This is a genomic window from Enterococcus sp. DIV0682, assembly GCF_051712685.1.
Classification (GTDB): domain Bacteria; phylum Bacillota; class Bacilli; order Lactobacillales; family Enterococcaceae; genus Enterococcus; species Enterococcus faecalis.
The window spans coordinates 2,286,249-2,305,994 of the sequence record NZ_JBIOPK010000001.1; the positions used below are offsets into that span (position 1 = coordinate 2,286,249).

At 38.6% G+C, this 19,746-nt stretch carries 22 protein-coding genes, 1 tRNA gene and 1 riboswitch; of the genes, 4 read left to right on the forward strand and 19 right to left on the reverse strand.

The window, feature by feature from the left end:
* Positions 1-30 precede the first annotated feature (30 nt).
* From thiD to galE, 8 genes are all read right to left on the reverse strand, one after another.
* Positions 31-861, reverse strand: coding sequence for a bifunctional hydroxymethylpyrimidine kinase/phosphomethylpyrimidine kinase (gene thiD, locus IGK96_RS10960; RefSeq protein ID WP_002362487.1), 831 nt, complete (start codon positions 859-861; stop codon positions 31-33).
* The gene (gene thiE, locus IGK96_RS10965) at positions 858-1,493 is read right to left on the reverse strand and encodes a thiamine phosphate synthase (RefSeq protein ID WP_010707177.1); all 636 of its coding nucleotides are present in this window, start codon (positions 1,491-1,493) and stop codon (positions 858-860) included. Before thiE ends, thiD begins: the two co-directional genes overlap by 4 nt.
* On the reverse strand, positions 1,490-2,308 hold the full coding sequence (locus IGK96_RS10970; protein WP_085443138.1) for a hydroxyethylthiazole kinase: 819 nt from the start codon (positions 2,306-2,308) through the stop codon (positions 1,490-1,492). The genes thiE and IGK96_RS10970 overlap by 4 nt, the downstream gene beginning before the upstream one ends.
* On the reverse strand, positions 2,292-2,780 hold the full coding sequence (thiW, locus tag IGK96_RS10975; protein ID WP_002356342.1) for an energy coupling factor transporter S component ThiW: 489 nt from the start codon (positions 2,778-2,780) through the stop codon (positions 2,292-2,294). The genes IGK96_RS10970 and thiW overlap by 17 nt, the downstream gene beginning before the upstream one ends.
* Positions 2,781-2,920: 140 nt before the next feature.
* A riboswitch (TPP riboswitch) is annotated at positions 2,921-3,009 on the reverse strand.
* A gap of 147 nt (positions 3,010-3,156) precedes the next feature.
* Positions 3,157-3,471 carry a YbaB/EbfC family nucleoid-associated protein gene (locus IGK96_RS10980; protein WP_002384048.1) on the reverse strand — a complete coding sequence of 105 codons (315 nt, stop codon included), beginning with the start codon at positions 3,469-3,471 and terminating at the stop codon, positions 3,157-3,159.
* 20 nt (positions 3,472-3,491) lie between these two features.
* Complete coding sequence (gene dnaX / locus IGK96_RS10985) at positions 3,492-5,252, reverse strand: DNA polymerase III subunit gamma/tau (protein ID WP_085443139.1); 1,761 nt, start codon at positions 5,250-5,252, stop codon at positions 3,492-3,494.
* A 71-nt stretch (positions 5,253-5,323) separates the two neighbouring features.
* Positions 5,324-6,574 carry a UDP-glucose--hexose-1-phosphate uridylyltransferase gene (locus IGK96_RS10990; RefSeq protein ID WP_161975140.1) on the reverse strand — a complete coding sequence of 417 codons (1,251 nt, stop codon included), beginning with the start codon at positions 6,572-6,574 and terminating at the stop codon, positions 5,324-5,326.
* Positions 6,555-7,547, reverse strand: a complete 993-nt coding sequence (gene galE, locus IGK96_RS10995; RefSeq protein WP_002378649.1) for a UDP-glucose 4-epimerase GalE — start codon at positions 7,545-7,547, stop codon at positions 6,555-6,557. The genes IGK96_RS10990 and galE overlap by 20 nt, the downstream gene beginning before the upstream one ends.
* A 267-nt stretch (positions 7,548-7,814) precedes the next feature.
* Here galE and IGK96_RS11000 point away from each other — a divergent pair, with 267 nt between their 5' ends.
* Positions 7,815-7,982: a DUF3042 family protein gene (locus IGK96_RS11000; protein WP_002356337.1), complete on the forward strand. Its 168-nt coding sequence runs from the start codon at positions 7,815-7,817 to the stop codon at positions 7,980-7,982.
* A gap of 162 nt (positions 7,983-8,144) precedes the next feature.
* Here the strand turns inward: IGK96_RS11000 and IGK96_RS11005 are convergent, their stop codons facing one another.
* The 8 genes from IGK96_RS11005 to IGK96_RS11040 all read right to left on the reverse strand — a co-directional run bounded on the left by IGK96_RS11005 (position 8,145) and on the right by IGK96_RS11040 (position 14,212).
* Positions 8,145-9,983 (reverse strand): FAD/NAD(P)-binding protein, encoded by a 1,839-nt coding sequence (locus IGK96_RS11005; RefSeq protein ID WP_085443045.1) that lies wholly within the window; start codon positions 9,981-9,983, stop codon positions 8,145-8,147.
* A 13-nt stretch (positions 9,984-9,996) separates the two neighbouring features.
* Positions 9,997-10,347: a DUF488 domain-containing protein gene (locus tag IGK96_RS11010; RefSeq protein ID WP_002365077.1), complete on the reverse strand. Its 351-nt coding sequence runs from the start codon at positions 10,345-10,347 to the stop codon at positions 9,997-9,999.
* Positions 10,348-10,468: 121 nt separating this feature from the next.
* Positions 10,469-10,867 carry a rhodanese-like domain-containing protein gene (locus IGK96_RS11015; RefSeq protein WP_002356334.1) on the reverse strand — a complete coding sequence of 133 codons (399 nt, stop codon included), beginning with the start codon at positions 10,865-10,867 and terminating at the stop codon, positions 10,469-10,471.
* Positions 10,868-10,882: 15 nt separating this feature from the next.
* Positions 10,883-11,854, reverse strand: coding sequence for an ROK family glucokinase (locus IGK96_RS11020; protein ID WP_002356333.1), 972 nt, complete (start codon positions 11,852-11,854; stop codon positions 10,883-10,885).
* Positions 11,855-12,073 (reverse strand): YqgQ family protein, encoded by a 219-nt coding sequence (locus IGK96_RS11025; protein ID WP_002356332.1) that lies wholly within the window; start codon positions 12,071-12,073, stop codon positions 11,855-11,857.
* A 17-nt stretch (positions 12,074-12,090) separates the two neighbouring features.
* The gene (locus IGK96_RS11030) at positions 12,091-12,801 is read right to left on the reverse strand and encodes a rhomboid family intramembrane serine protease (RefSeq protein ID WP_002362481.1); all 711 of its coding nucleotides are present in this window, start codon (positions 12,799-12,801) and stop codon (positions 12,091-12,093) included.
* Positions 12,802-12,811: 10 nt separating this feature from the next.
* On the reverse strand, positions 12,812-13,354 hold the full coding sequence (locus IGK96_RS11035; protein WP_002384041.1) for a 5-formyltetrahydrofolate cyclo-ligase: 543 nt from the start codon (positions 13,352-13,354) through the stop codon (positions 12,812-12,814).
* Between the two features lie 87 nt (positions 13,355-13,441).
* On the reverse strand, positions 13,442-14,212 hold the full coding sequence (locus tag IGK96_RS11040) for an alpha/beta fold hydrolase (RefSeq protein ID WP_010707173.1): 771 nt from the start codon (positions 14,210-14,212) through the stop codon (positions 13,442-13,444).
* Between the two features lie 165 nt (positions 14,213-14,377).
* On the opposite strand from IGK96_RS11040, the gene IGK96_RS11045 reads away from it, so the two are divergent.
* From IGK96_RS11045 to IGK96_RS11055, 3 genes are all read left to right on the forward strand, one after another.
* A complete protein-coding gene (locus IGK96_RS11045; RefSeq protein WP_002356327.1) occupies positions 14,378-14,953 on the forward strand; it encodes a DUF805 domain-containing protein in 576 nt (191 codons plus the stop codon).
* A gap of 90 nt (positions 14,954-15,043) precedes the next feature.
* Positions 15,044-16,609 (forward strand): membrane protein, encoded by a 1,566-nt coding sequence (locus IGK96_RS11050; RefSeq protein ID WP_025192000.1) that lies wholly within the window; start codon positions 15,044-15,046, stop codon positions 16,607-16,609.
* Positions 16,610-16,980: 371 nt separating this feature from the next.
* Positions 16,981-17,694 carry a DUF4950 domain-containing protein gene (locus tag IGK96_RS11055; protein ID WP_411860126.1) on the forward strand — a complete coding sequence of 238 codons (714 nt, stop codon included), beginning with the start codon at positions 16,981-16,983 and terminating at the stop codon, positions 17,692-17,694.
* A 259-nt stretch (positions 17,695-17,953) separates the two neighbouring features.
* Here the strand turns inward: IGK96_RS11055 and IGK96_RS11060 are convergent, their stop codons facing one another.
* The 3 genes from IGK96_RS11060 to IGK96_RS11070 form a co-directional block, all read right to left on the reverse strand.
* Positions 17,954-19,018: an FUSC family protein gene (locus IGK96_RS11060; RefSeq protein WP_002362350.1), complete on the reverse strand. Its 1,065-nt coding sequence runs from the start codon at positions 19,016-19,018 to the stop codon at positions 17,954-17,956.
* Between the two features lie 255 nt (positions 19,019-19,273).
* The gene (locus IGK96_RS11065) at positions 19,274-19,525 is read right to left on the reverse strand and encodes a hypothetical protein (RefSeq protein WP_002393583.1); all 252 of its coding nucleotides are present in this window, start codon (positions 19,523-19,525) and stop codon (positions 19,274-19,276) included.
* Positions 19,526-19,614: 89 nt separating this feature from the next.
* Positions 19,615-19,704 (reverse strand) — tRNA-Ser (locus IGK96_RS11070).
* Positions 19,705-19,746 lie beyond the last annotated feature (42 nt).

Genomic DNA, 19,746 nt, shown 5'->3' on the forward strand with positions numbered 1-19,746 from the left:
AATCATTTTAGATTTTTCCCCAGGCTCTTCTTATGCTTTAATAACTTGAATATCTTGCGTTAATTGGGCCCAATGATTAGTAGGTCCGTGACCATGTCCAACAGAGATTGCTTGGCTAATGGCCCCTTGTATAAACTGTTTGCCAATCACAATCGCCGCTTCTAACGGCGTGCCTTTTGCTAATTCGGCTGCGATACACGCTGAAAAAGTATCTCCTGTTCCATGAGTATTTTTCGTTACAATTCGTGGTGCACTTAGCCAAAAGCTCGAACCGTCTTCCATTAACACATAATCAGCCGCTTGTTGATTTGTGCTATGTCCGCCTTTCATAATAATATTTTTTGTGCCCAATTGCTGTAATTTTTTTGCTGCGGTCTGCATTTCTTGTTCTGTCTTGATGGTCGTCTCTAGTAAAACTTCCGCTTCTGGTAAATTAGGTGTCACGACCGTTGCTAATGGCAACAGTTGCTCTTTAATCGTTTGAACTGCCTCGGCTTCTAACAAATGATGTCCACCTTTAGCCACCATTACAGGATCGACAATCAACGGACCAAAATCAACTTTCTGCAAATTGCGAACAACAGCTTCGACACGCTCACTATCTGCTAACATCCCCGTTTTCGCTGCCCCAATTTTAAAATCAGCCGCCAGTGATTGAAATTGTGCATCAATAAATGAACTAGGAATCGGTAAGCTATCTTGCACGCCATACGTATTTTGTGCCGTCAATGCAATGACAATATTTAAGCCAAATGCCTGCCGCGCTTGAAATGTTTTTAAATCTGCTTGCATGCCAGCTCCCCCACCAGAATCAGAACCAGCAATCGTGACTACTTGTGGGGTCAAATTATATTCGGTCATTTTCTCGCCTCCAACATTCGCTCCGTTACACGCATCAACCCTTGAACTTTCTCGGTTATCTGTTCAGCCAGCATAATTTCACTGACCAGTGAAACACCAGCCACTCCCGTTCCCATAAGTTGTTCTATATTCTCTTCTTTGATTCCACCAATCGCTACAACAGGAATCGTGACTGCTGCGGCAATTTCAGAAAGTGTCTGCAAAGAAGTTAACGGACTGTCCTTAGTCGTTGTGGGGAAAATTGCGCCCACGCCTAAATAATCGGCGCCCTCGTTTTCCGCTTCAACTCCTCGTGCCACCGTTTTGGCTGAAACACCTACGATTTTTGTGGACCCAACCAGTTTTCGCACAAGAGCAACCGGTAATTCATCATCCCCTATATGCACACCTGCCGCATCCACTGCCAAGCAAATATCGACACGATCATTAATAATCAACGGAATCTGATACGCATCTGTTATCGCTTTAACTTTCACTGCTAATTCGTAAAAGCGCCGTGTTGACACTTCCTTTTCGCGCAGTTGGACCAATGTCACTCCACTGCGACAAGCAGTTTCAATTCGTTTTAAAAATTCAGTATCACTAAAATCATACCGACCTGTCACCAAATAAACTTTCAATTGCTCTCTCATAGCACTCGTCCTTTCACCGCCTCAAACCAATCCTTCTCCTTCATTAAAAGAGATAACTGATTTAACGTATTTTGACGAAAATCGGCCAGCCCTTGGCTCTTAGTCTGGGCTTTTTCTCCGCAAAGATTAAAATAGCTCACTGCGGCTACTGCCGCAGTCATTGGCGCGTTGCCTTCACCTAATAAAGCGGCAACTAATGCGCCGACTAAATCGCCCGTGCCAGTGAAACAATCCAACTCAGGAACGCCATTTTGTAAGACAATCACTTGCTCTTGACTAACCAAGACATCTTGAATCCCTGTTGCTAAAAATACCGTCTGGGGAAACTTTTTCGTTTGTTGACGTAAAGCCTGAATCAGTTCCTCAACTGCTTCTTCACTTTGATCCAAAGGGCTGCCATCCACTCCTCGGCCATGACTCACCAACTGGCAAAAAGTTCGCATTTCTGAAAGATTCCCTTTCACAACGGTTGGCTGATTGTGCACCAGCTTTTCCCCGACTTCATTTCGAATATCACTGGCGCCATAACCGACTAAATCGACTACGGTCGGTTTATTCACTTGCCGAGCATAATCACTAGCTGCTAACAAGCATTGCTCTCGTTCTTGTGATAAATGGCCTAAATTCAAAACCAAGGCACTGGTTTGCTGAAACAACTGCGGAAATTCCCGGGGATCATCTGCCATAATGGGTTTAGCATCAATATAAAGTAATGCATTCGCCATAGACTCACACGTAATTTCATTCGTAATGCACTGAATTAATGGTGCCGTTGTTAGTGGAAAAATCGTTTCAAACTTAACGCTTGTTTTCATAAAAGTACCCTCCCAAAAATAATTCCTGTGTTTGTTTAAATACTCGAGTTTCTTTCAGTTTTACTAAGACAAGCCAAGCAATCACTGAACCAATCAGTGTGGCACCAATAAATCGTGGTGTATAAATGAACCAATAAAAATTCTGCTTACTGCCAGTAAACCAAACCATTACAGGATAGGACAATAACGAGCCAATGATGCCTGTACCAAAAATTTCCCCTAGCATCGACCAGCCTAATTTTTGTCCCCATTGATAAAATAAACCAGCAAAAAACGCGCCAAAAACGGCACCTGTTAACGCTAATGGCGGAATACCTAAGAATGTCATACGGATTAAGCCGCAGACAAGTGCCATGAGCGTTCCGTAAAGAGGACCTAATAAAACTCCGGCAATAATGTTCATGACACTGGACATAGGGGCCATTCCCTCAATTCGCATTAACGGCGATAATACAACGTCCATCGCAATCATTAAAGCCAGTAACGTAACTCTGTGGATTCGATTTTTTTCCACGTAAAAAAACTCCTTTCTGCGAGAAGCAAAAGGAGGCGCGACTGAAAAAGACAGAAAAACCCAACCACAAATAAACGTAGTTGGGTGCAATAATCGGTCAAAATTTCAAGACATTTCCCTGCGCCAGTCCTAACTGTTTCAGGTTCCATGGGTATAATCTCAGCTAATAGCACCCCAAATGTTTCTCTTCAATTGGCTTTAGTATAGCATAGTTTTTTGGAAGCGACTACTAAAATTGCCAAAGAGTTTTCCCTCAAAAATAGAAAAAACGTCATGCCCAAAAAGTTCGATTTTTTGGGCATGACGTTTTTCATACTTTCGTTGGTCTTATTATTTAGAATCCTGGCATTCCTTTGGTGTATTTACCTAAAGTTGCTTCGGTTTCTTTTTCAATTTTTACTAACGCATCGTTAACAGCCATAATGACTAAATCTTGTAGCATATCAACGTCTTCAGGATCAACCACGTCTTCTTTAATGATCAAATCTTTCATTGTGCGATCACCAGTAAATGTCGCTGTCACAAGTTGATTGGTGGCTTCACCGATAAATTCTTTTTCATTTAGCGCTTCTTGCGCTTTGGCCATTTCTTTTTGCATTTTTTGTACTTGTTTCATCATGCCTTGCATGTTGCCCATTCCTCGCATCATAATTCCTCGACTCCTTCATATTAATCATCTAGTACTTCGACAAGCTCTTCACCAAACATAGCGATTGCTTCATCTACTACTGGATTTTCTTGTGAATGTTCATTTGTTACAGGCGGTTCGTCCGCTAGACGAGCCATTTCATTTTCAGGTTCAGAATGATTCAAACTGCCCTGATTTTGGTTAATAAAACTTTGTCTTAGTTTTGGCCAGCTTTCTCTAGTAATGCAGACCATCTCTGGTGTATAGTCCATCAAACGGCTTAAATTATTATTGAAAGCTAACTGCATCTCTTCATCGTCTGTTGCACGAGCACAAACAATCTCATAGTCAAATGCCACCACGATGCCCTTAGGACTCGCTGCGACAGGTTCACTAGCTTTGAGCATCGCTCGTTGAGTCACAGATAATGTTTGCAGTAAGTCTTCCCAGACATTTTTCACATTCATTAAATGTGTTCTAGTCGCTTCGTTTAGGACTTGATATACCCGTTCTGTGGGTACGCGGAACGAACTTTTTGGCGCTTGTGGTCGTGCTTGTTGACGTGGCGCATCTGCTTCTTTGACAGCTACACCGTGTTTCTTTAATTCAGCCAGTTCTTTCTTCAGTTGCCCGATTTGATTTTGTAAATCTGCTAATTCTGGATTTCCCTCTGCACTACCATCTTGATTAGCTGTTTCTGGCGTGTTGTGTTTATTGGGTTGCACCGTTTTAGCTAATTTGACAGTGGCTACTTCCAGATAGATATTCGCATTGTTGGTAAAGCGGATCTCATTTTGTGTGTCACTTAAAATTTGGATTAGTTGGTAGATTTTTTCAGCAGGTGTTTGTGTAGCTAGTTCCTTAAATGCTTCTGTCAAAGTTCCTGCTTTTTCTGCTAATAACTTCGGTGCTTGCTGATACATCAGTAAATCTCGACAATATAATAACAAATCTTCTAAGAAACGACGCGCTTCTTTGCCTTCGCCTAAAATACTTTCCAAGCCTTCTAATGCTCGTTCAACATCACCGGCGACACAACACTGAATATAATGATCCATCATTTCATAGGTTAGGCTGCCTGTCACTTGCATTGCATCTTCCAGTGTTACTTTTTCATCACTAAATGAAATCGTTTGATCCAAGATACTCAAGGCATCTCGCATCCCACCTTCCGCAGCACGTCCAATCACATAAAGGGCTTGTTCCTCATAATCGAGAGCCATTTCCTGCATGATATGGGCCATATGATCGACGATATCTTGCGTACTAATTCGCTTAAAATCAAAGCGTTGCGTCCGTGAGATAATCGTTAACGGAATCTTGTGTGGTTCAGTCGTTGCTAAGATAAAAATAACATTTTGTGGCGGTTCTTCCAAGGTTTTTAAAAGTGCATTGAACGCGCCTGTTGATAGCATATGAACTTCATCAATAATATAAACTTTGTACTCGGCTTGTGTCGGTGCATACTTTGCTTTATCACGAATATCACGGATTTCTTCCACGCCATTATTACTCGCCGCATCAATTTCAATGACATCATTTAAACGACCTTCCGTAATGGCTACACAGGTTTCACAAACATTACAAGGTTCACCATCTTGACTATGTTTACAGTTAATCGCTTTAGCGAAAATTTTTGCGGCACTGGTTTTACCTGTACCACGAGGGCCAGTAAATAAATAGGCATGAGATGTTTTCTTTTGCACTATCGCATTTTTCAGTGTCTGAGTAATTGCTTTTTGTCCTACTACGTCATCGAAACGTTGTGAACGCCAGACCCGATAAAGTGCTTGATAAGCCATTTTTTACCCTCCCTTATTTTTCATTCTTATCTATTATACGTGATTTTTAGTCATTCGGCATCTTTTTTCTTTTAATGAGTCACTGGCGCAACCATTGCTAAAAAAGCCGCTTTTCCTTCACTTGTTTCTGCAAACGCACTGGCTTCTTTTAATCGCTGTTGATACGCTGAAGCGACAGTTTCAAGTGCCTGCGTTTTCTGGTTGTTCCAAGTCGTTAAACCTTGGACTTCTGCTAACGTTAACGAAGGCTTTGCTTGAGGTCGACTAAAAATTAAGTCCATGACATATAAAAGTTCTTTTCGTCGGGCAACGATTTGTATCTCATCCGTTGGCAGTTTTAGCATTTGCCATTGCTCAAAAATATCATTTGCGGCTTGGGCAACTTCTGACGCATTCGGTCCCTCTAGGCGAAATGTCGCAACTGGCCAATTCACCATTCCTGCGTTGATTAAAGGATAGTTAGCTAACTCAACATATTCTGAAATGCTCGCTTCGGCTAATGGAAATTGTTGCAAACCCGTTTGATAATAGACATGCTCATCTTGTTCAAAGTCAGCATCAATCCCAGCAAAATAATGAGGAAAGACCTCAACAATTTTCAACAATTGCTGAAAAGTCTTAATTGAACGTTTCGCTGCCTGATGTTTTTCAAACGCAATCACACCTTGTTGCTGATATTGTGCCTGTTTTACAAAGGAAAACCCCCAGCTTTCGCCATCTAAGTTCATTCGAATCACTCGATGGTTCGTAGTCGCAGGAAATTGCTGACTTCCCTGGTAGCCTTCTGTTGCCATGCACCATTCACAGCGGGGATAGCTTTGTGCAGAGAGCGTTGCTTTTGACGCCTCACCGTGGACCTTATTTGCTAAAAAATCACCATAGACTGTTGAAAAAACAACAGGTTCTTCCTGTTCAATGACCGTACCGTTTTTTTGACAAAGTTGGTAAAAATACTCGGTAGCCTCTTGTGGCTCTTTGGCATAATGTTGCGCAAAAAAAGCATTAACCACAGAAGGTGGCGGTGTCAACAAATCCATCAATTGCACCATGAACTGTTCTTTTTGTTGCTCTGTTTTTACAAGTTGATTGGCACTCGCAATTTGACACAATTGTTCCGCCAAATCAGCGGCGGGTGTTGCCACAGGCCGTATGTCTACTTCGCCTAATTCTTGTTCACCAATCATTGATAATAAACGATTCTGAAGATATAAGCGATCCAATTCCATCCAACCACCTGCTTGAATAGCAAGTGTGGTAAAATCGGCAATCATTTGACTCGTGGTCATCGCTTCATTCCTCCTATTACTTTTCTTGATATCCATGTGGATGAGCTTGGTGCCATTGCCAAGCGGTGGCGATAATGTCCTTGACCTCAGTTACTTCTGGTTGCCAGCCTAAAACTCGTTTGGCTTTTTCACTAGAAGCAATTAACGTACTAGGATCCCCTGCTCGGCGTGGCGCGATTGTCGCAGGAATTTCTTGGCCTGTCACTTCGCGAGCAGCATCTAACATTTCTTTAACAGAATAGCCGTTGTTGCTTCCCAGGTTAAAGACGTCACTTTCGCCGCCATTTTTCAAATATTCTAAAGCCAAAATATGTGCTGCAATCAAGTCTTCAATATAAACATAATCTCGAATGCACGTGCCATCTGGTGTATCATAATCATCCCCAAAAATACTTAGCTCTGCTCGTTGGCCTAATGCCACTTGTAAAATAATTGGCACAATATGCGTTTCTGGCGTGTGATCCTCACCAATTGAGGCATCTTTTTTTGCTCCCGCAACATTAAAATAACGCAAAGCAACATATTTCATTCCATAAGCGTTGTCGCACCATTTCATGATTTTTTCCATCATTAATTTACTTTCCCCATACGGGTTTTTAGGATTCGTTGGGGTTTCTTCTGTAATAGGCATTGCTTTTGGTTCGCCATAAGTGGCCGCTGTGGAAGAAAAAACAATGTGTTTCACTCCGAATTCTTGCATGACTTCCAAGGCAATTTGAGTGCCGTGAACATTGTTATTGAAATACATTAACGGTTGCTCCACGGATTCTCCTACTAAAGAATTGGCCGCAAAGTGCAACACCCCTTCAATTGATTCTTTTTCAAAGACACTACGTAAAAAAGCTTTATCACGAATATCGCCTTCATAGAAAGTCGCTTGTTCATGAACTGCTGAACGATGCCCCGTTAATAAATTATCAACAACCACAACGGCATATCCTTTTGAAATTAATTGATCGACGGCATGTGAGCCGATGTAGCCTGCGCCACCTAATACTAAAATAGACATAAATACGCTCCTTTTACTCTCTAATTTCTTTTTCTATTGTACCATTAAATAAGGTCTACTTCTGAATTATTTCATTTTGTAAACAGGATTTAATTTGGCCATTTCTCCTTATTCATTTTTCCTATAAAAATACAGAAAAGACTTGGTAAATTTTAACAAATCTCTAAATTAGTCGTAGAGTTTATGAAAAATCATTGTAACTATTGGATTTTTTTGCTTTTTTCCGTCATAATAGAAACAAATACAATTTGAAAGAAGGAATGAACGATGAAAAAATTTGTATCAGGTATGTTAGTCGGTACTGCTATCACAGTTGCTGCTTTAGCCGGTGTGGCTACAACTATTAAAAAAACAGTCATTGATCCAATTGAAGAAAAAGAAGATATGATTGAAGAAAACCGTAAAAAAGCGATGCGTAAACGTATTGCACGTTAAAAAATAGCTGTGACGTTGAGATAAAAAATCTAACGCCAAGAAATCAACAGAAGCGCTTCTGGCTCGGTTGATTCTCTTAAGCATAACAAGTGGTCATCCATCGCTTTGATGGATGACCACTTGTTATGCTTTCTTTTTTACCAAAGGAGCTGACTATTTTTCTTAACTATTAAAAATAGTGGCAGCAATCCGATCCATATCGCGCATATTCCAAGGATCCACACCAGGACGAGCTGCAGCGGCTGTTAACCAATGAATACCTTCTGTTGGAATACCACAACTAAAAAGGCCTGTCGCCACCTGTCCATCTTTTGTGATGACTTGATTCGTGGCAGGCACAATCAAGAGTGCACCTGTTTTGACTATTTGACCATCGGCTAATGCCAGTTGATGGAGCGTAGCTAGCTTATCGGCTAACAACTGCCTCGTTAAAGGATTCAAACTTTTTTCATTATTGACTTTGGGAATGCGCGCTTCAATTAAAAAGTGACTATTATACCGATTTTCCGGAAACAAATTAGCATAAGTAATAAATTGACCCGCTTTCATTTCGACACGCATTTCTGGCCCCAGAATCGTGACTAATCCCAGTTCAACTAACGCCTGTAGCTCTTCTGTTCTTTCAACAGAAGGTCCCACTGACAAAAAGGTATTCAACGGGGTAAACCAGTGCCACAACCACTTCTGACTCTCGTCATTCGTTAATAACCCTTCATCCAAGACAAAGCGAATCTGATCTCTTAAATCTTTTAAACTGTCTAAAGCAGTGGTCAAAGGACCGCTAAGATTGCCTTTCTCTGCTTCTTGAATATCCCATTTTAAATACTCTAGTAAAAACGAACGAAAACTTTCATGAGTGGTTTTCTTTGTTTCAGGATGTTCTAACGCTTGCCAATCAAACCAATCTTGTTTTTCAAAGTGGGCTAAGCTTTCCGGCGCTCCCTTGGTTTGAATAAACAGCTGTTGAAAGGCCTCTTTAGAAAGATGCGGATATTTTTCTTCGATTAAGCAAGTGTAATACACATATTCCACTTCTTTTTTTAAATACCCAAAAAACTCTGCACCTGTAACCTGTCCTTTTTTACGACATTCAGCTAAATAGGTTTCGGTTAAAAAAACAGGCTGATAGGTTTCCCCGTAACCTTTTTGATTAATCCCTCGAGGATGAGAAGGAAAACCGCGACCAGAACCAGCAATAATAATAGGCTCTCTTCCAGAAGGTTCATAACGTGAGCGGCCATTTTGACGAGAAAAAACACCCCCGCGGCCAATCGTCAAGGCAGATAAATAGTCAAAAAATGCCAAACCTAAGCCTTTTAACACAACGGGTTGTTTTGCAGGTATATTGGCAAGTGCCAATAAAGCATCCGCCGCATTTTTAGGAGAAGAATAAAACAAACGATGCTCCTTGGCGTAGTCCGCAAGCTCTTGTTCAACAGTCGTTAATTCATTTTCTTGGTGACCCAAAGCTAAAATTACTTTGTCTGCCGTAAACTCAATGGATTGAGTATACACATAATAGTTATCCTCTCCTGCCCGCACAGCAGTTACTGGCTCTTTAAAAAACGTCAGCGATGTTTGTTCGTTACATCGCGTGGCTAAATACGTATAAAACCATTTTTGATACATGCCATAAAAAGCCCTCGAGCAGTGATCATTCGGTCCAAGGCGATGACATTCTTTCAACAACTCAAGATAATTATAGGGTTGTTGCTGTTGAATGTACTGCGCAGCTTCTGTTTGGGTCCATTCATAGAGAGTGGGGCCCTTGACAATTGGTCCTTCGCCACTAAAAGATTCATCTGTAAATAAAGTGACTTGACTAATCACGGTGTTCATTAATAAATAATTAGGTTGCTCTGCTCGCCAAATTTTCCCACCTGGACCGTATGGATCAAACAATGTGAGCTGAACATTTATTTCCGTTTTACGAGCCCATTCAATGACTCGTTCTGCAGCTGATAAGCCTCTGGGTCCAGCACCTACAATTGCAATTTTCATCCAATCACCTACTCTATTTTTCTAATAATTCTTTTAAGACAACCGCTTGATTATGCACTGTATCTTTCGCCCCATAGACCAGCGTGACTACTGGCTGATTTTTTACAATCGTCTGTAACTGCTTAAACGCTGTGGCAGTTGGCTCATGTTTCAATTCTTCTTGGTATTTTTGTTTAAACTCGGGATATTTATTTACTTCATGATTAAACCATTTCCGTAGCTCTGTACTTGGGGCCACTTCTTTGAGCCATTCATCTAACTTTTCAGATTCCTTGGATTTTCCTCGTGGCCAAATACGGTCAACTAAAACACGGTAGCCATCTTGCTCTGTCGGTGCTTCATATGCTCGCTTGATTTGAATCATCTGCCTTCACCTCTTCTCTTTATTGTAGCTCAAAAAGTGAGGACTGACAAAAAGCAGCATCTCTATTAAACTTTCCTATACAAAAAGAGTTGGTCTCAATGAAGACCAACTCTTTTTGTTATTAACTATTTCTCTTTTTCACTTTCCCAGTCCAGCCATCATAGCCGCCTTTTAAAATATAAATATCAGTATAGCCATTTTTGCGTAATAAATTAGCTGCTCGGATACTTAAAGCTTTCTTCTGATCATAAAGATAAACAGGTTGATCCTTACGAAGAGAACCAATTGTTGTTTTTAACATGCTGTATGGCATGCTGCGCGCCCCTAAAATATGCCCAGCATCAAATGTATCTTTCTCACGAACGTCAATCACTTGTGCTTTACGCATTGTTTCTTTAAATTCTTCTTCCGTCAGCATTTTTGCTGAACGTTTCACCATAATTTTCAAATATAATTCATTGAATACCATCGCTAGTACAATAACTAGCAAAATGCCATTGATTACCCATAAAATACTCATTCTAAAAAGCCCTCTCTATTTCTCTTTTGAAAATTGTAATGCTAGTGAAGCGGCACCAATGACGCCGGCCTCATTACCTAGCTCTGCTAATTTGATTTTTGTACTATTTCGAACTTGCGGGAAGGTAAATTCTTGGAAATATTTTTCGACACGACTACGTAAAAATTCTCCTGCTGCAGAAACACCTCCACCGATAACCACGCTATCTGGATTTAACGTGTTACCTAAGTTTCCTGTGGCTAAGCCTAAATAGAAACAAACACGATCCACAACCATTAAAGCAAAATGATCGCCTTTTTCGGCAAATTCAAAAACGTCTTTACTTGAAACATCCTGTCCATCATCAATCGCTTGTTTCAGTTCAGAGTCACCTGCAAACTCTTCTGATAAATGACGTGCAACACGAACGACACCAGTGGCACTAGAAACAGTTTCTAAACAGCCACGTTTCCCACAGGTACAGTCAAAGCCGTTAGGATCAACCGTCACATGCCCAACTTCACCAGCACAGCCAGCAACACCGTGGAGCAATTCTCCCGCTGCAACAATGCCTCCGCCAACACCTGTTCCTAAAGTAATAAAAATCACGTCGGGATTGTTTTCCCCCGCGCCCTTCCAACGCTCACCTAAAGCGGCAACATTGGCATCATTATCTAATGCAAACGGAATTCCTAAAGCAGATTCGATTTGTTCTTTGACAGGCTGTACAGTCGTCCAGTTTAAATTATAGGCACCTACAACAGTTCCTTTTTCAATGTCGACACTTCCTGGTGTTCCCATACCAATTCCCACAAAATCTTCTTTTTTCATATTATAAAGATCTATACGGTGACGAATACTTTCAATAATTGATGGCACAATGTGCTTGCCATCTTCTAAAATATTCGTTTCAATACTCCATTTTTGTTGAACAACGCCATCGGTTGTTAAAATAGCAAATTTGATGGTCGTTCCACCTAAATCAATCCCAATAATCTTCTTATCCATTTAGTCGATTCCTTTCTGCTTCCCTCTAGATTCTTCTATTCGATGCTCTCTTTGCAAAATATGCCGGGCCTGTAAATACGTATCTCGGTCTACCAATTGACCTTCATACAATTTTTTTAATTCAATCATCATTAACTCAATATCATAAATCCGTGCACCGACATAAATATACATCCCAAACTGTTTAAAAAGTTGTTGTACATCATATAACGTTTCCATACGAAAACACTTCCTTATTATACAGGTAAACCGTATTTTTTAAAACCCAATAACAGACAAATTACGACAAGAAAAATAAAAATTAACGTGGCCATAATTCGCTCGTGCTTATTAAATGCTTCTTCACGATTTGGAACAGCAAAAGCCGTCGCTACTAATAGTCCACCGATTAGACCGCCAACATGACCCATCATATCTACAGAGCTACTAAACAAGTTAAATAACAAATTAATCACAATAAACATTGAATAGCGTTGCACCATATACATAATCGCTGGATTGTCTCTAAAATGGCGTCCTAAAATAACAAATGCGCCAAACAAACCAAAAAGCGCTGTACTAGCACCCGCTGAGACACTGTTGGGTGTCCCAAAGGCAAAACTGGCGATATTTCCAGCAATCCCACTCAATAAATAAATGCCCAAATAGCGCCAATGCCCATAAATTGCCTCAACCTGTGCGCCGATATAATAAAGAGTAACCATATTCAAAATAATATGCATAAACCCAATGTGAAGAAACATTGGCGTGATAAACCGCCAGTATTCATGATTTTGAGCTACCAGTGGACGAACCATTGCCCCCCAATTAACTAAGTTTAAAATATTTTCTGATCCTCCAGTTAATTCCAATCCAAGGAAAACAATGATTGAAATACCTAAAAGGGCATACGTAATGAACGGCTGATTTTTTAGCCGTTTCAATTTCATTTCTGTTTGATAATTCATTCCATTCCTCCTATTGTATAAATAATTGTTCGATTGGCTGATCAAACGCTTCTGGTTGCCATTGCTCATGAAGTTGTTCACTAAAAACTAAACTACATGAATGGCCCGAAAAATGTTCCAAATAACGATCATAAAAACCACCGCCGAAGCCTATTCGATAGCCAGCACGATTGAAAACAATCCCTGGCACAATCAATAAATCAATCGCTGTAGCTGTTATTTCTGCCGCTGTTAACGGAGGTTCTTCCACGCCAAATGCACTGGTGTCATAAACCGTCTCTGGAAAGACTTGATAAAAGTGCATTTTGCCTCCTTTAAATGTTCGCGGCACCGCCACTTGCTTGCTCTCTTGCATGGCCCGCTCGAAAATTGGCTGTGTTGATAATTCTAGCGGTAACGACCGAATCATTCCGATTGTTTGTGCTTGTTGCCATTGCTGACTAGCAAACAACTGTTCATAGAGACTTGATTCTTTATGTTGTTTAATTTCTGGATGTTGTTTTAGCCATTCTAGGGCAGTTAAGCCCACTTTTCTCAACTTGTTTTTCTCCATGTACACCTTCAACCCCTTTTCTGTTAAGTTTATAGAAAGTGTTCTTAAAAAACAAGCTGATTCCCCTTTTCTCTTTGAAAAATCCCGTTATTTTTCTAACGTTTTTGACGCTTCTTTAAAAAAGTCAGCAACCAAATCCATTGTTTCTCCTTTCACTAAATGCCGCTCACCGATTTCCGTTATAAATTGCGTATTTCTCGCATACGTTTTCCCAGACACTAATTGTTCAAAATCAGCCATGTCTTCATAGGGAATTTTTTCATCTTCCGTTCCATGCCAAAACAGCATCGGTCGTTCTTGTAGTCTTTCTGGCGTTTGTGATAAATCGTATTGATGTACCCAACTTAGCAACAGTGGCAAGTCTTTAGGTACAAAAATAGCAAATTCTTTCGCCCGTTGAATCACTCGCTGAATATAGCGCGCCGGATAGGGTGTTCCCATTAAGCAAGCAGCAGCTTGAATCTCAGGATGTTGGGTCATAAGAGCGCTAGTAGTAATACCGCCCATGGATACACCACCTACGCCAATCCAATTTTCTTTAATCAACCCTAATTTATGAAAATGATGGATAATTACTGGAAATTCAATTAAATTATATTGAATGCTACTCCAAAATGTAATCGAAGGAATCGTGGAAATAGGTCCTGTTTTTCTTTCTCCATGGTTCATGGCATCTGGTAAAATGACCCGAAACCCCTCGTGTGCTAATTTTCTTGCTTGTGTTAAAGATAATTCTTTAGCTGATTGCCAACCATGATAGTAAACAATTAAAGGTAATGCTTCGTTTTTTTGCTCTTCTGTTGTCACTTCTAATGCTGGAATTTTTGCTATGTAGCGATGTCTAATACTGATTTTCATTCATGATTCCTCCATTATAAAATATCTTCTCTTATTTTACCGTTTTTTGATAAAACCTGCTCTTTATATGATTTATCAAAAAAATCACAAAATATGCGAATTCGCATTTTCCTATTTTATTACTTTCCGTTATAATCATTTTATTAAATACAAAGGGGTGTTTTTATGGTTAAAATTGAGGAAAAAGGCAAAGTAACATTTGGACAAGCTTTTAAAGATTATTTTCGTGGATATGTTGATTTTAAAGGTCGGACCACACGTGCTGGTTATTGGTGGATGACATTGGTATTAAGCATTTTAGCACTTATTTTTTATATTGCCATTGTCGGCAAAGCCGTGTCAGCAATTTTAGCAGCTGAATATTTTGAAACCTATGATTTTGGGAACTTATTACCGTTGATGCTTTTTGCACTTGTTTTATGGTTAGCTTTATTATTACCAACGTGGGCAATGTGTGTCCGTCGGTATCGTGATGCTGGGATGACAGGTTGGGGCGTGCTTGTTTTATATCTACTTTCTATTGCCTGTAGCTATACACAAGTTTTCTCTGTTATGTCAACACTGAAATATGATGTTCAAACAGATACTGTGATAACAGGTGGCAGTCCCGTCTTCTTATTTTTCACTCTTGTGATTAGTCTGTTTTTCTTCTTACTAACAGTCTTACCGACAGATAAACTAACAACAACTAGCCAAAATAGCGTCTTACGCTTCTTCTTCCGTTACAAAGAAGTGAAGTAAGGAAAAGTTTTAAGCCTTTCTTTTAAAAGAAGGGCTTTTTTCTTATTTTAAAATCTTTATGATAAAATAAGAACTAGTCTAGCTAAAAAAATGGAAGGAGAAAATATGGCTACTTTTAAACGGATTCTGAATCTAGAAAATTATATTTTTAGTTTTTTTATTTTATTTGTCTTTTACGGCGCAATTAACTCTCCCTATTCGCTGGTAAAAATTCTTTGGGGAAAGCCTAAGCACTTGCTTGTTTTACTTCCTCTATTAATTATTCTATTGTTGATTATTTATAAAAACAAAAAATTTCTTTACACTAAGATTCAAGCGCTCTGGCACTTAATAAAAACCCATGATCGTGTGGTTATTATTGGTAGTTTGATCAGTTTATTTTTACTGCAACTTTTACTCCTGACGCAGATTACTGTGCCGATTGGTTGGGATGTTTTTGACAACTTTCATAGTATTACCACTGAAAATAAGGATTATTCAAAAATCGTACTTTCTTTAAACCCCAATAACGAATTTTTCTTTTTCATGATGTATTACCTGAATAAATTTTTGCGTTTCATTGATGTAACAGAGAGCTGGAGCAATACTTGGTTTAGTTGGCAAGTGGTTAATTGCTTGTTTATTAATAGCAGTTTATTTCTCTTTTATCATGCCTCTAAACGTGTCTTTAATCCATTAACCGCCTTCGTTGCTTACAGTTTATTTTTTCTTTCTTTCGGATTGTCTCCATGGTTACTCACGCCTTATACAGATACGGCCGTCTTATTGTTCATCAACCTAGTCTTTTTTGCATATAGCCTTTTTGACCAAGTTTCCCCTCCCTTCGTAAAATATTGTTTATTACTGTTTATTGGAATTGGCTTAGCTTGGTGTTTTTTAATGAAACCTTCGTCTATTATCTTTTTTATTGCATTTAGTTGTATCAAAGTGCTGCAACTTCTTTTAGTAAATCGGAACAAACAGTCTATCGTAAAATTAACCGTGGTTGCTCTCTTTTTACTGACTGGTTTCGCCAGCGCATATTATAGTTTTCAATTTTTTGTGGAAAAACAAACGATTACGGAAATCGATAAAGAACAAGCCAAACCTTGGACACTTTTTGTAATGATGGGTTTGACGGGAACTGGCGGTTACAATGATGCAGATACACAAGCAGTAAATCAGTTGCCTACACAAAAAGCCAAAAAAGCTTATACCATAAAAATGATTCAAGACCGTTTAAAAAATAAAGGATTCTTCGGTTATCTCCGTTTTCTGGCTCAAAAAAATCGTCATAATACTGCCAATGGTGATTTTGACTGGGGTTGGGATGGCGGTGATTTAATCCCAGAAACACCTTCTAAAAATCGTTGGCAAGAACACTTGCGGTCACTGTATTATCCGCAAAATCAAAAAAGTAACTATCTACGAATTTATATGCATTTTTTCTATTTACTCACATTACTAGGTCTATTGTTCAGTATCCCTCTAAAAGATTCAAAAAATAACTACGCGATTTTAAAATTAGCTTTCATTGGAGCTATTCTGTATTTATTGCTCTTTGAAGGCGGCCGCTCTCGCTATCTAATCCAGTTTATGCCGTTTTGGTACTTGTTATCAGCGAGTGGTTGGCTGGGGTTGAGAGAGATTCGAAGATACAAAAAAACAGTAAAATAGAAAAGAGGATTGAGTTAAAAATGAAAAAAAGTTTACTGGGGTTGATTGTTTTTTTATCCTTACTGACCCTTACTTCTTGCAGAAATAAAGTGACCACAAAAGAGCTAATGGCAAACGAGTGGGCCGTAAACTCCAACGTTGATGAAGTAGTAATGATTGTATCATTCAGCGAAGATACCGCTACTTTCAAAATCAATACAGATGAACACACATCAACTGCAAAAAATGATTTGGAAAAAGCAGGCGAAGAATTAGGTAAACAAATTGCAAATAAAATAGAATACAAAGTCAAATACCATCTAAAAAACAATCAAATTCGTTGGGAAAATGAAGGAAAAGAAGTAGCTTACAAGATAAAAAAAGAAAAGCAAATTCTACTTTTCACTCCTACTAAGACAAACAATTCTGATAACCAAGCAAAACTAGTTTTGAAACCTTACACAAAGAAAAGTATTGATTCTTCCACTCAAAAAGATAAAACGGAAGAAACCAACTCTAATTATCAAAACGTCTCATCTGAAACAAACCAATCTACCTCTTCATCTACTACTAAAGAACCGCTACCACAAGTTAGCTTAGCTGATTTTATAGGCGGTTGGGGTATTCCTCAAAGTGATAACTTATTTTTTATAAATGCTGACGGAACACTCACTAACATTACTCAATCGAATGTTCCTCTTCAAAAGGTAAGTTTTTCTGTGGATGAGAATGGTAATCAAACAATGACGTTTCTTTTGAATAATACGCCCCGAACAGTAACGAAAAATAATGATGGTACTTTAACTGTTAATGGACAAATATACACTTATCTAGGTAATATTACGTTGGAACAATTAATTGAAAGAAATAATCAAACTCAGCAAGTTTTTGAACAATCTGAACAGCAACCACCTCAAAACTCTGATTCTAGTGAACAAATACAAAATTCTAAATCAGACCAACCTATATACGATACGGTACGAAGTGGTGAAGGTGGGCGACAGTTAGCCGAAAGAAATGGTTTAACCTTAGAAGAATTATTAGCATTAAATCCAGGCATTGAAACTTCTGTTTTTTATCCTGGTCAGTCATTACGAATTAAATAGAAATTTAGGTATACTAATAGATAATAGTCTATAAAAGTAGAACTGGACCATCTACCATTTACTTTGGGATACCAGTTGATGGCAATCAGTTTGACGAAGTGGAACTAGACCTTGTACCGACTGACTCAGCAAAAATTGCGACATTGGATATAGCAGTTGGTCATTGATTAACAGCATGCATATAATTTGATAATATGGAATATAAACAAAAATGTCTAAGGAGCCTAACATTCTTTCAAGAAAGAATGTTAGGCTCCTTTTATTCAGACAATTTCAGCCACTCTTTGCGATTGCAATAGGACATAGTTTTTACAAAGACAAAATGATAAAGCAAACCGTAAGCTAGCCCCAACATATTTAACAAAATTCTTAAGTAAAGACTTGTTTCTAGCCCAAATATCATAGAAGCTGCCATGATAGCACCAACACAATTAAAAATCGTTTTACTTTTATAAGATGTGCATAAGCCCAAACAAAGTCCTCCTAAAATACCAAGTAGGTTCGTTGGTATATAAAATAACAAGATAGCCGATACTAGAGAACCAATAACGACCCCTATTATTCGTTCTTTGGCTCGTTCAGACAATTTAAACGTATCATACCCAGAAAATAATGACGAACTAGCAAATGTTGCCCACATAAAGCGGTCAATCTGAAGGTGCGTTCCTATAAAAAGTAATAAGCTAATGCCTAAAGCGTAATAACCAAACCAAATATTTCTTTGATTAAAAAAACCATTTTCTGTAACCATCTGTATAAAAGTAATCTCTTGATCCAATTTTTTATGTTTCACATGATAAACAAAAGCTAAAAGTAAATAGGCAAACACTAATACAAAGAAAGTTTGTTCTAATTGCTGAAACGATTGATAGTGAACCGTGCCAACTAAATATAAGTAGGAGAACGTATACAAGCCCGGATTACCCATTTTAGGGTTTTTACCAGTTAAGAAAAACAATGCCAGCAAGCAGATAAAATGAAGACCCCATTGTAAAAATGATACAGAAATCAGTGAAATTAGTGGACTAACACCTAGAATTGTTAACACGATTCCTAAACTAAGCAAGGCCTGTTTTTCCCTGTAGCCATATGAGACGAAACGGATACTCAACAGCAAACAAAATAATACAATTGAAAAAGGCGCTACAGCTTTTCCAAAGAAAAAAGTAATCGTCGACACCCATAAAATCGCAAACGAAACTAATAAAATATCCCTTATTAACAAGGCGCGCCAAAAATATCTCCGCTGTTTTTTAGTGTCCGCTTGATGAATTTTTTGTTTTAAAATAAATGGATCTAACTGCAATAATTGATAAAAAGTCACCTAAAATCATCTCCTAAAAATCGACTCTTCTCAATTCATTATTCCAACTTTTCCTTCTATGAAATCATAAGAAAAGTAGTTGTGACGAACATTTTACTACAACTTTTTTTCTGAATCAATACATGCTTTATTTCTTAATTCAATACCTCTCCCGATACGATTTGCTTACTTCATAAAAAATAAGCCTAGAAAAAATCAAAACGATTAATTCTAGACTCAAACTTAAATAACTGTTGAACAAAAGCTAGCGCTTTTTTACATAAACTTTTCCAACAGATCCATTTCTTTTTCTAATTCTTTTTCATCATACTTGTCATACTTACCAGCTTCGTGTGCAATTTTTTTAATCTCATGAATGGCTTTTTTTTCAACAATCCATCTCTTCATACTATGTTTTTTTGTATCCTCATCTAGCGAGCCCAACTCTTCTAAACTTGCATCCAATTTGTTCAAAACGTCAGCAATTTTTACTAATGCTTGCGCTTCTTTTTCTTCATAGTTTGACATAATAGACACCTCTTCTTAAGTATTTTTCTACTTTAAGTGTACGTCTCTGTCGTTTTATTTGCAACTAATAACTCAACTGCTTCTCGGTACGGAGGATAAGGGATTCGAACCCTTGCACGATGTTACTCGCCTAACGGTTTTCGAGACCGTCCCCTTCAGCCAAACTTGGGTAATCCTCCCTCTACATTCCATCTACAAATGAACATGTAATGAATCAATAG

What these genes read in the sequence shown, in the direction of transcription:
- thiD (WP_002362487.1), bottom strand. Translation starts at nt 861, where the DNA reads ATGACCGAATATAATTTGACCCCACAAGTAGTCACGATTGCTGGTTCT.
- thiE (WP_010707177.1), bottom strand. Translation starts at nt 1,493, where the DNA reads ATGAGAGAGCAATTGAAAGTTTATTTGGTGACAGGTCGGTATGATTTT.
- IGK96_RS10970 (WP_085443138.1), bottom strand. Translation starts at nt 2,308, where the DNA reads ATGAAAACAAGCGTTAAGTTTGAAACGATTTTTCCACTAACAACGGCA.
- thiW (WP_002356342.1), bottom strand. Translation starts at nt 2,780, where the DNA reads ATGATTGCGATGGACGTTGTATTATCGCCGTTAATGCGAATTGAGGGA.
- IGK96_RS10980 (WP_002384048.1), bottom strand. Translation starts at nt 3,471, where the DNA reads ATGATGCGAGGAATGGGCAACATGCAAGGCATGATGAAACAAGTACAA.
- dnaX (WP_085443139.1), bottom strand. Translation starts at nt 5,252, where the DNA reads ATGGCTTATCAAGCACTTTATCGGGTCTGGCGTTCACAACGTTTCGAT.
- IGK96_RS10990 (WP_161975140.1), bottom strand. Translation starts at nt 6,574, where the DNA reads ATGGATATCAAGAAAAGTAATAGGAGGAATGAAGCGATGACCACGAGT.
- galE (WP_002378649.1), bottom strand. Translation starts at nt 7,547, where the DNA reads ATGTCTATTTTAGTATTAGGTGGCGCAGGCTACATCGGCTCACATGCC.
- IGK96_RS11000 (WP_002356337.1), top strand. Translation starts at nt 7,815, where the DNA reads ATGAAAAAATTTGTATCAGGTATGTTAGTCGGTACTGCTATCACAGTT.
- IGK96_RS11005 (WP_085443045.1), bottom strand. Translation starts at nt 9,983, where the DNA reads ATGAAAATTGCAATTGTAGGTGCTGGACCCAGAGGCTTATCAGCTGCA.
- IGK96_RS11010 (WP_002365077.1), bottom strand. Translation starts at nt 10,347, where the DNA reads ATGATTCAAATCAAGCGAGCATATGAAGCACCGACAGAGCAAGATGGC.
- IGK96_RS11015 (WP_002356334.1), bottom strand. Translation starts at nt 10,867, where the DNA reads ATGAGTATTTTATGGGTAATCAATGGCATTTTGCTAGTTATTGTACTA.
- IGK96_RS11020 (WP_002356333.1), bottom strand. Translation starts at nt 11,854, where the DNA reads ATGGATAAGAAGATTATTGGGATTGATTTAGGTGGAACGACCATCAAA.
- IGK96_RS11025 (WP_002356332.1), bottom strand. Translation starts at nt 12,073, where the DNA reads ATGGAAACGTTATATGATGTACAACAACTTTTTAAACAGTTTGGGATG.
- IGK96_RS11030 (WP_002362481.1), bottom strand. Translation starts at nt 12,801, where the DNA reads ATGAATTATCAAACAGAAATGAAATTGAAACGGCTAAAAAATCAGCCG.
- IGK96_RS11035 (WP_002384041.1), bottom strand. Translation starts at nt 13,354, where the DNA reads ATGGAGAAAAACAAGTTGAGAAAAGTGGGCTTAACTGCCCTAGAATGG.
- IGK96_RS11040 (WP_010707173.1), bottom strand. Translation starts at nt 14,212, where the DNA reads ATGAAAATCAGTATTAGACATCGCTACATAGCAAAAATTCCAGCATTA.
- IGK96_RS11045 (WP_002356327.1), top strand. Translation starts at nt 14,378, where the DNA reads ATGGTTAAAATTGAGGAAAAAGGCAAAGTAACATTTGGACAAGCTTTT.
- IGK96_RS11050 (WP_025192000.1), top strand. Translation starts at nt 15,044, where the DNA reads ATGGAAGGAGAAAATATGGCTACTTTTAAACGGATTCTGAATCTAGAA.
- IGK96_RS11065 (WP_002393583.1), bottom strand. Translation starts at nt 19,525, where the DNA reads ATGTCAAACTATGAAGAAAAAGAAGCGCAAGCATTAGTAAAAATTGCT.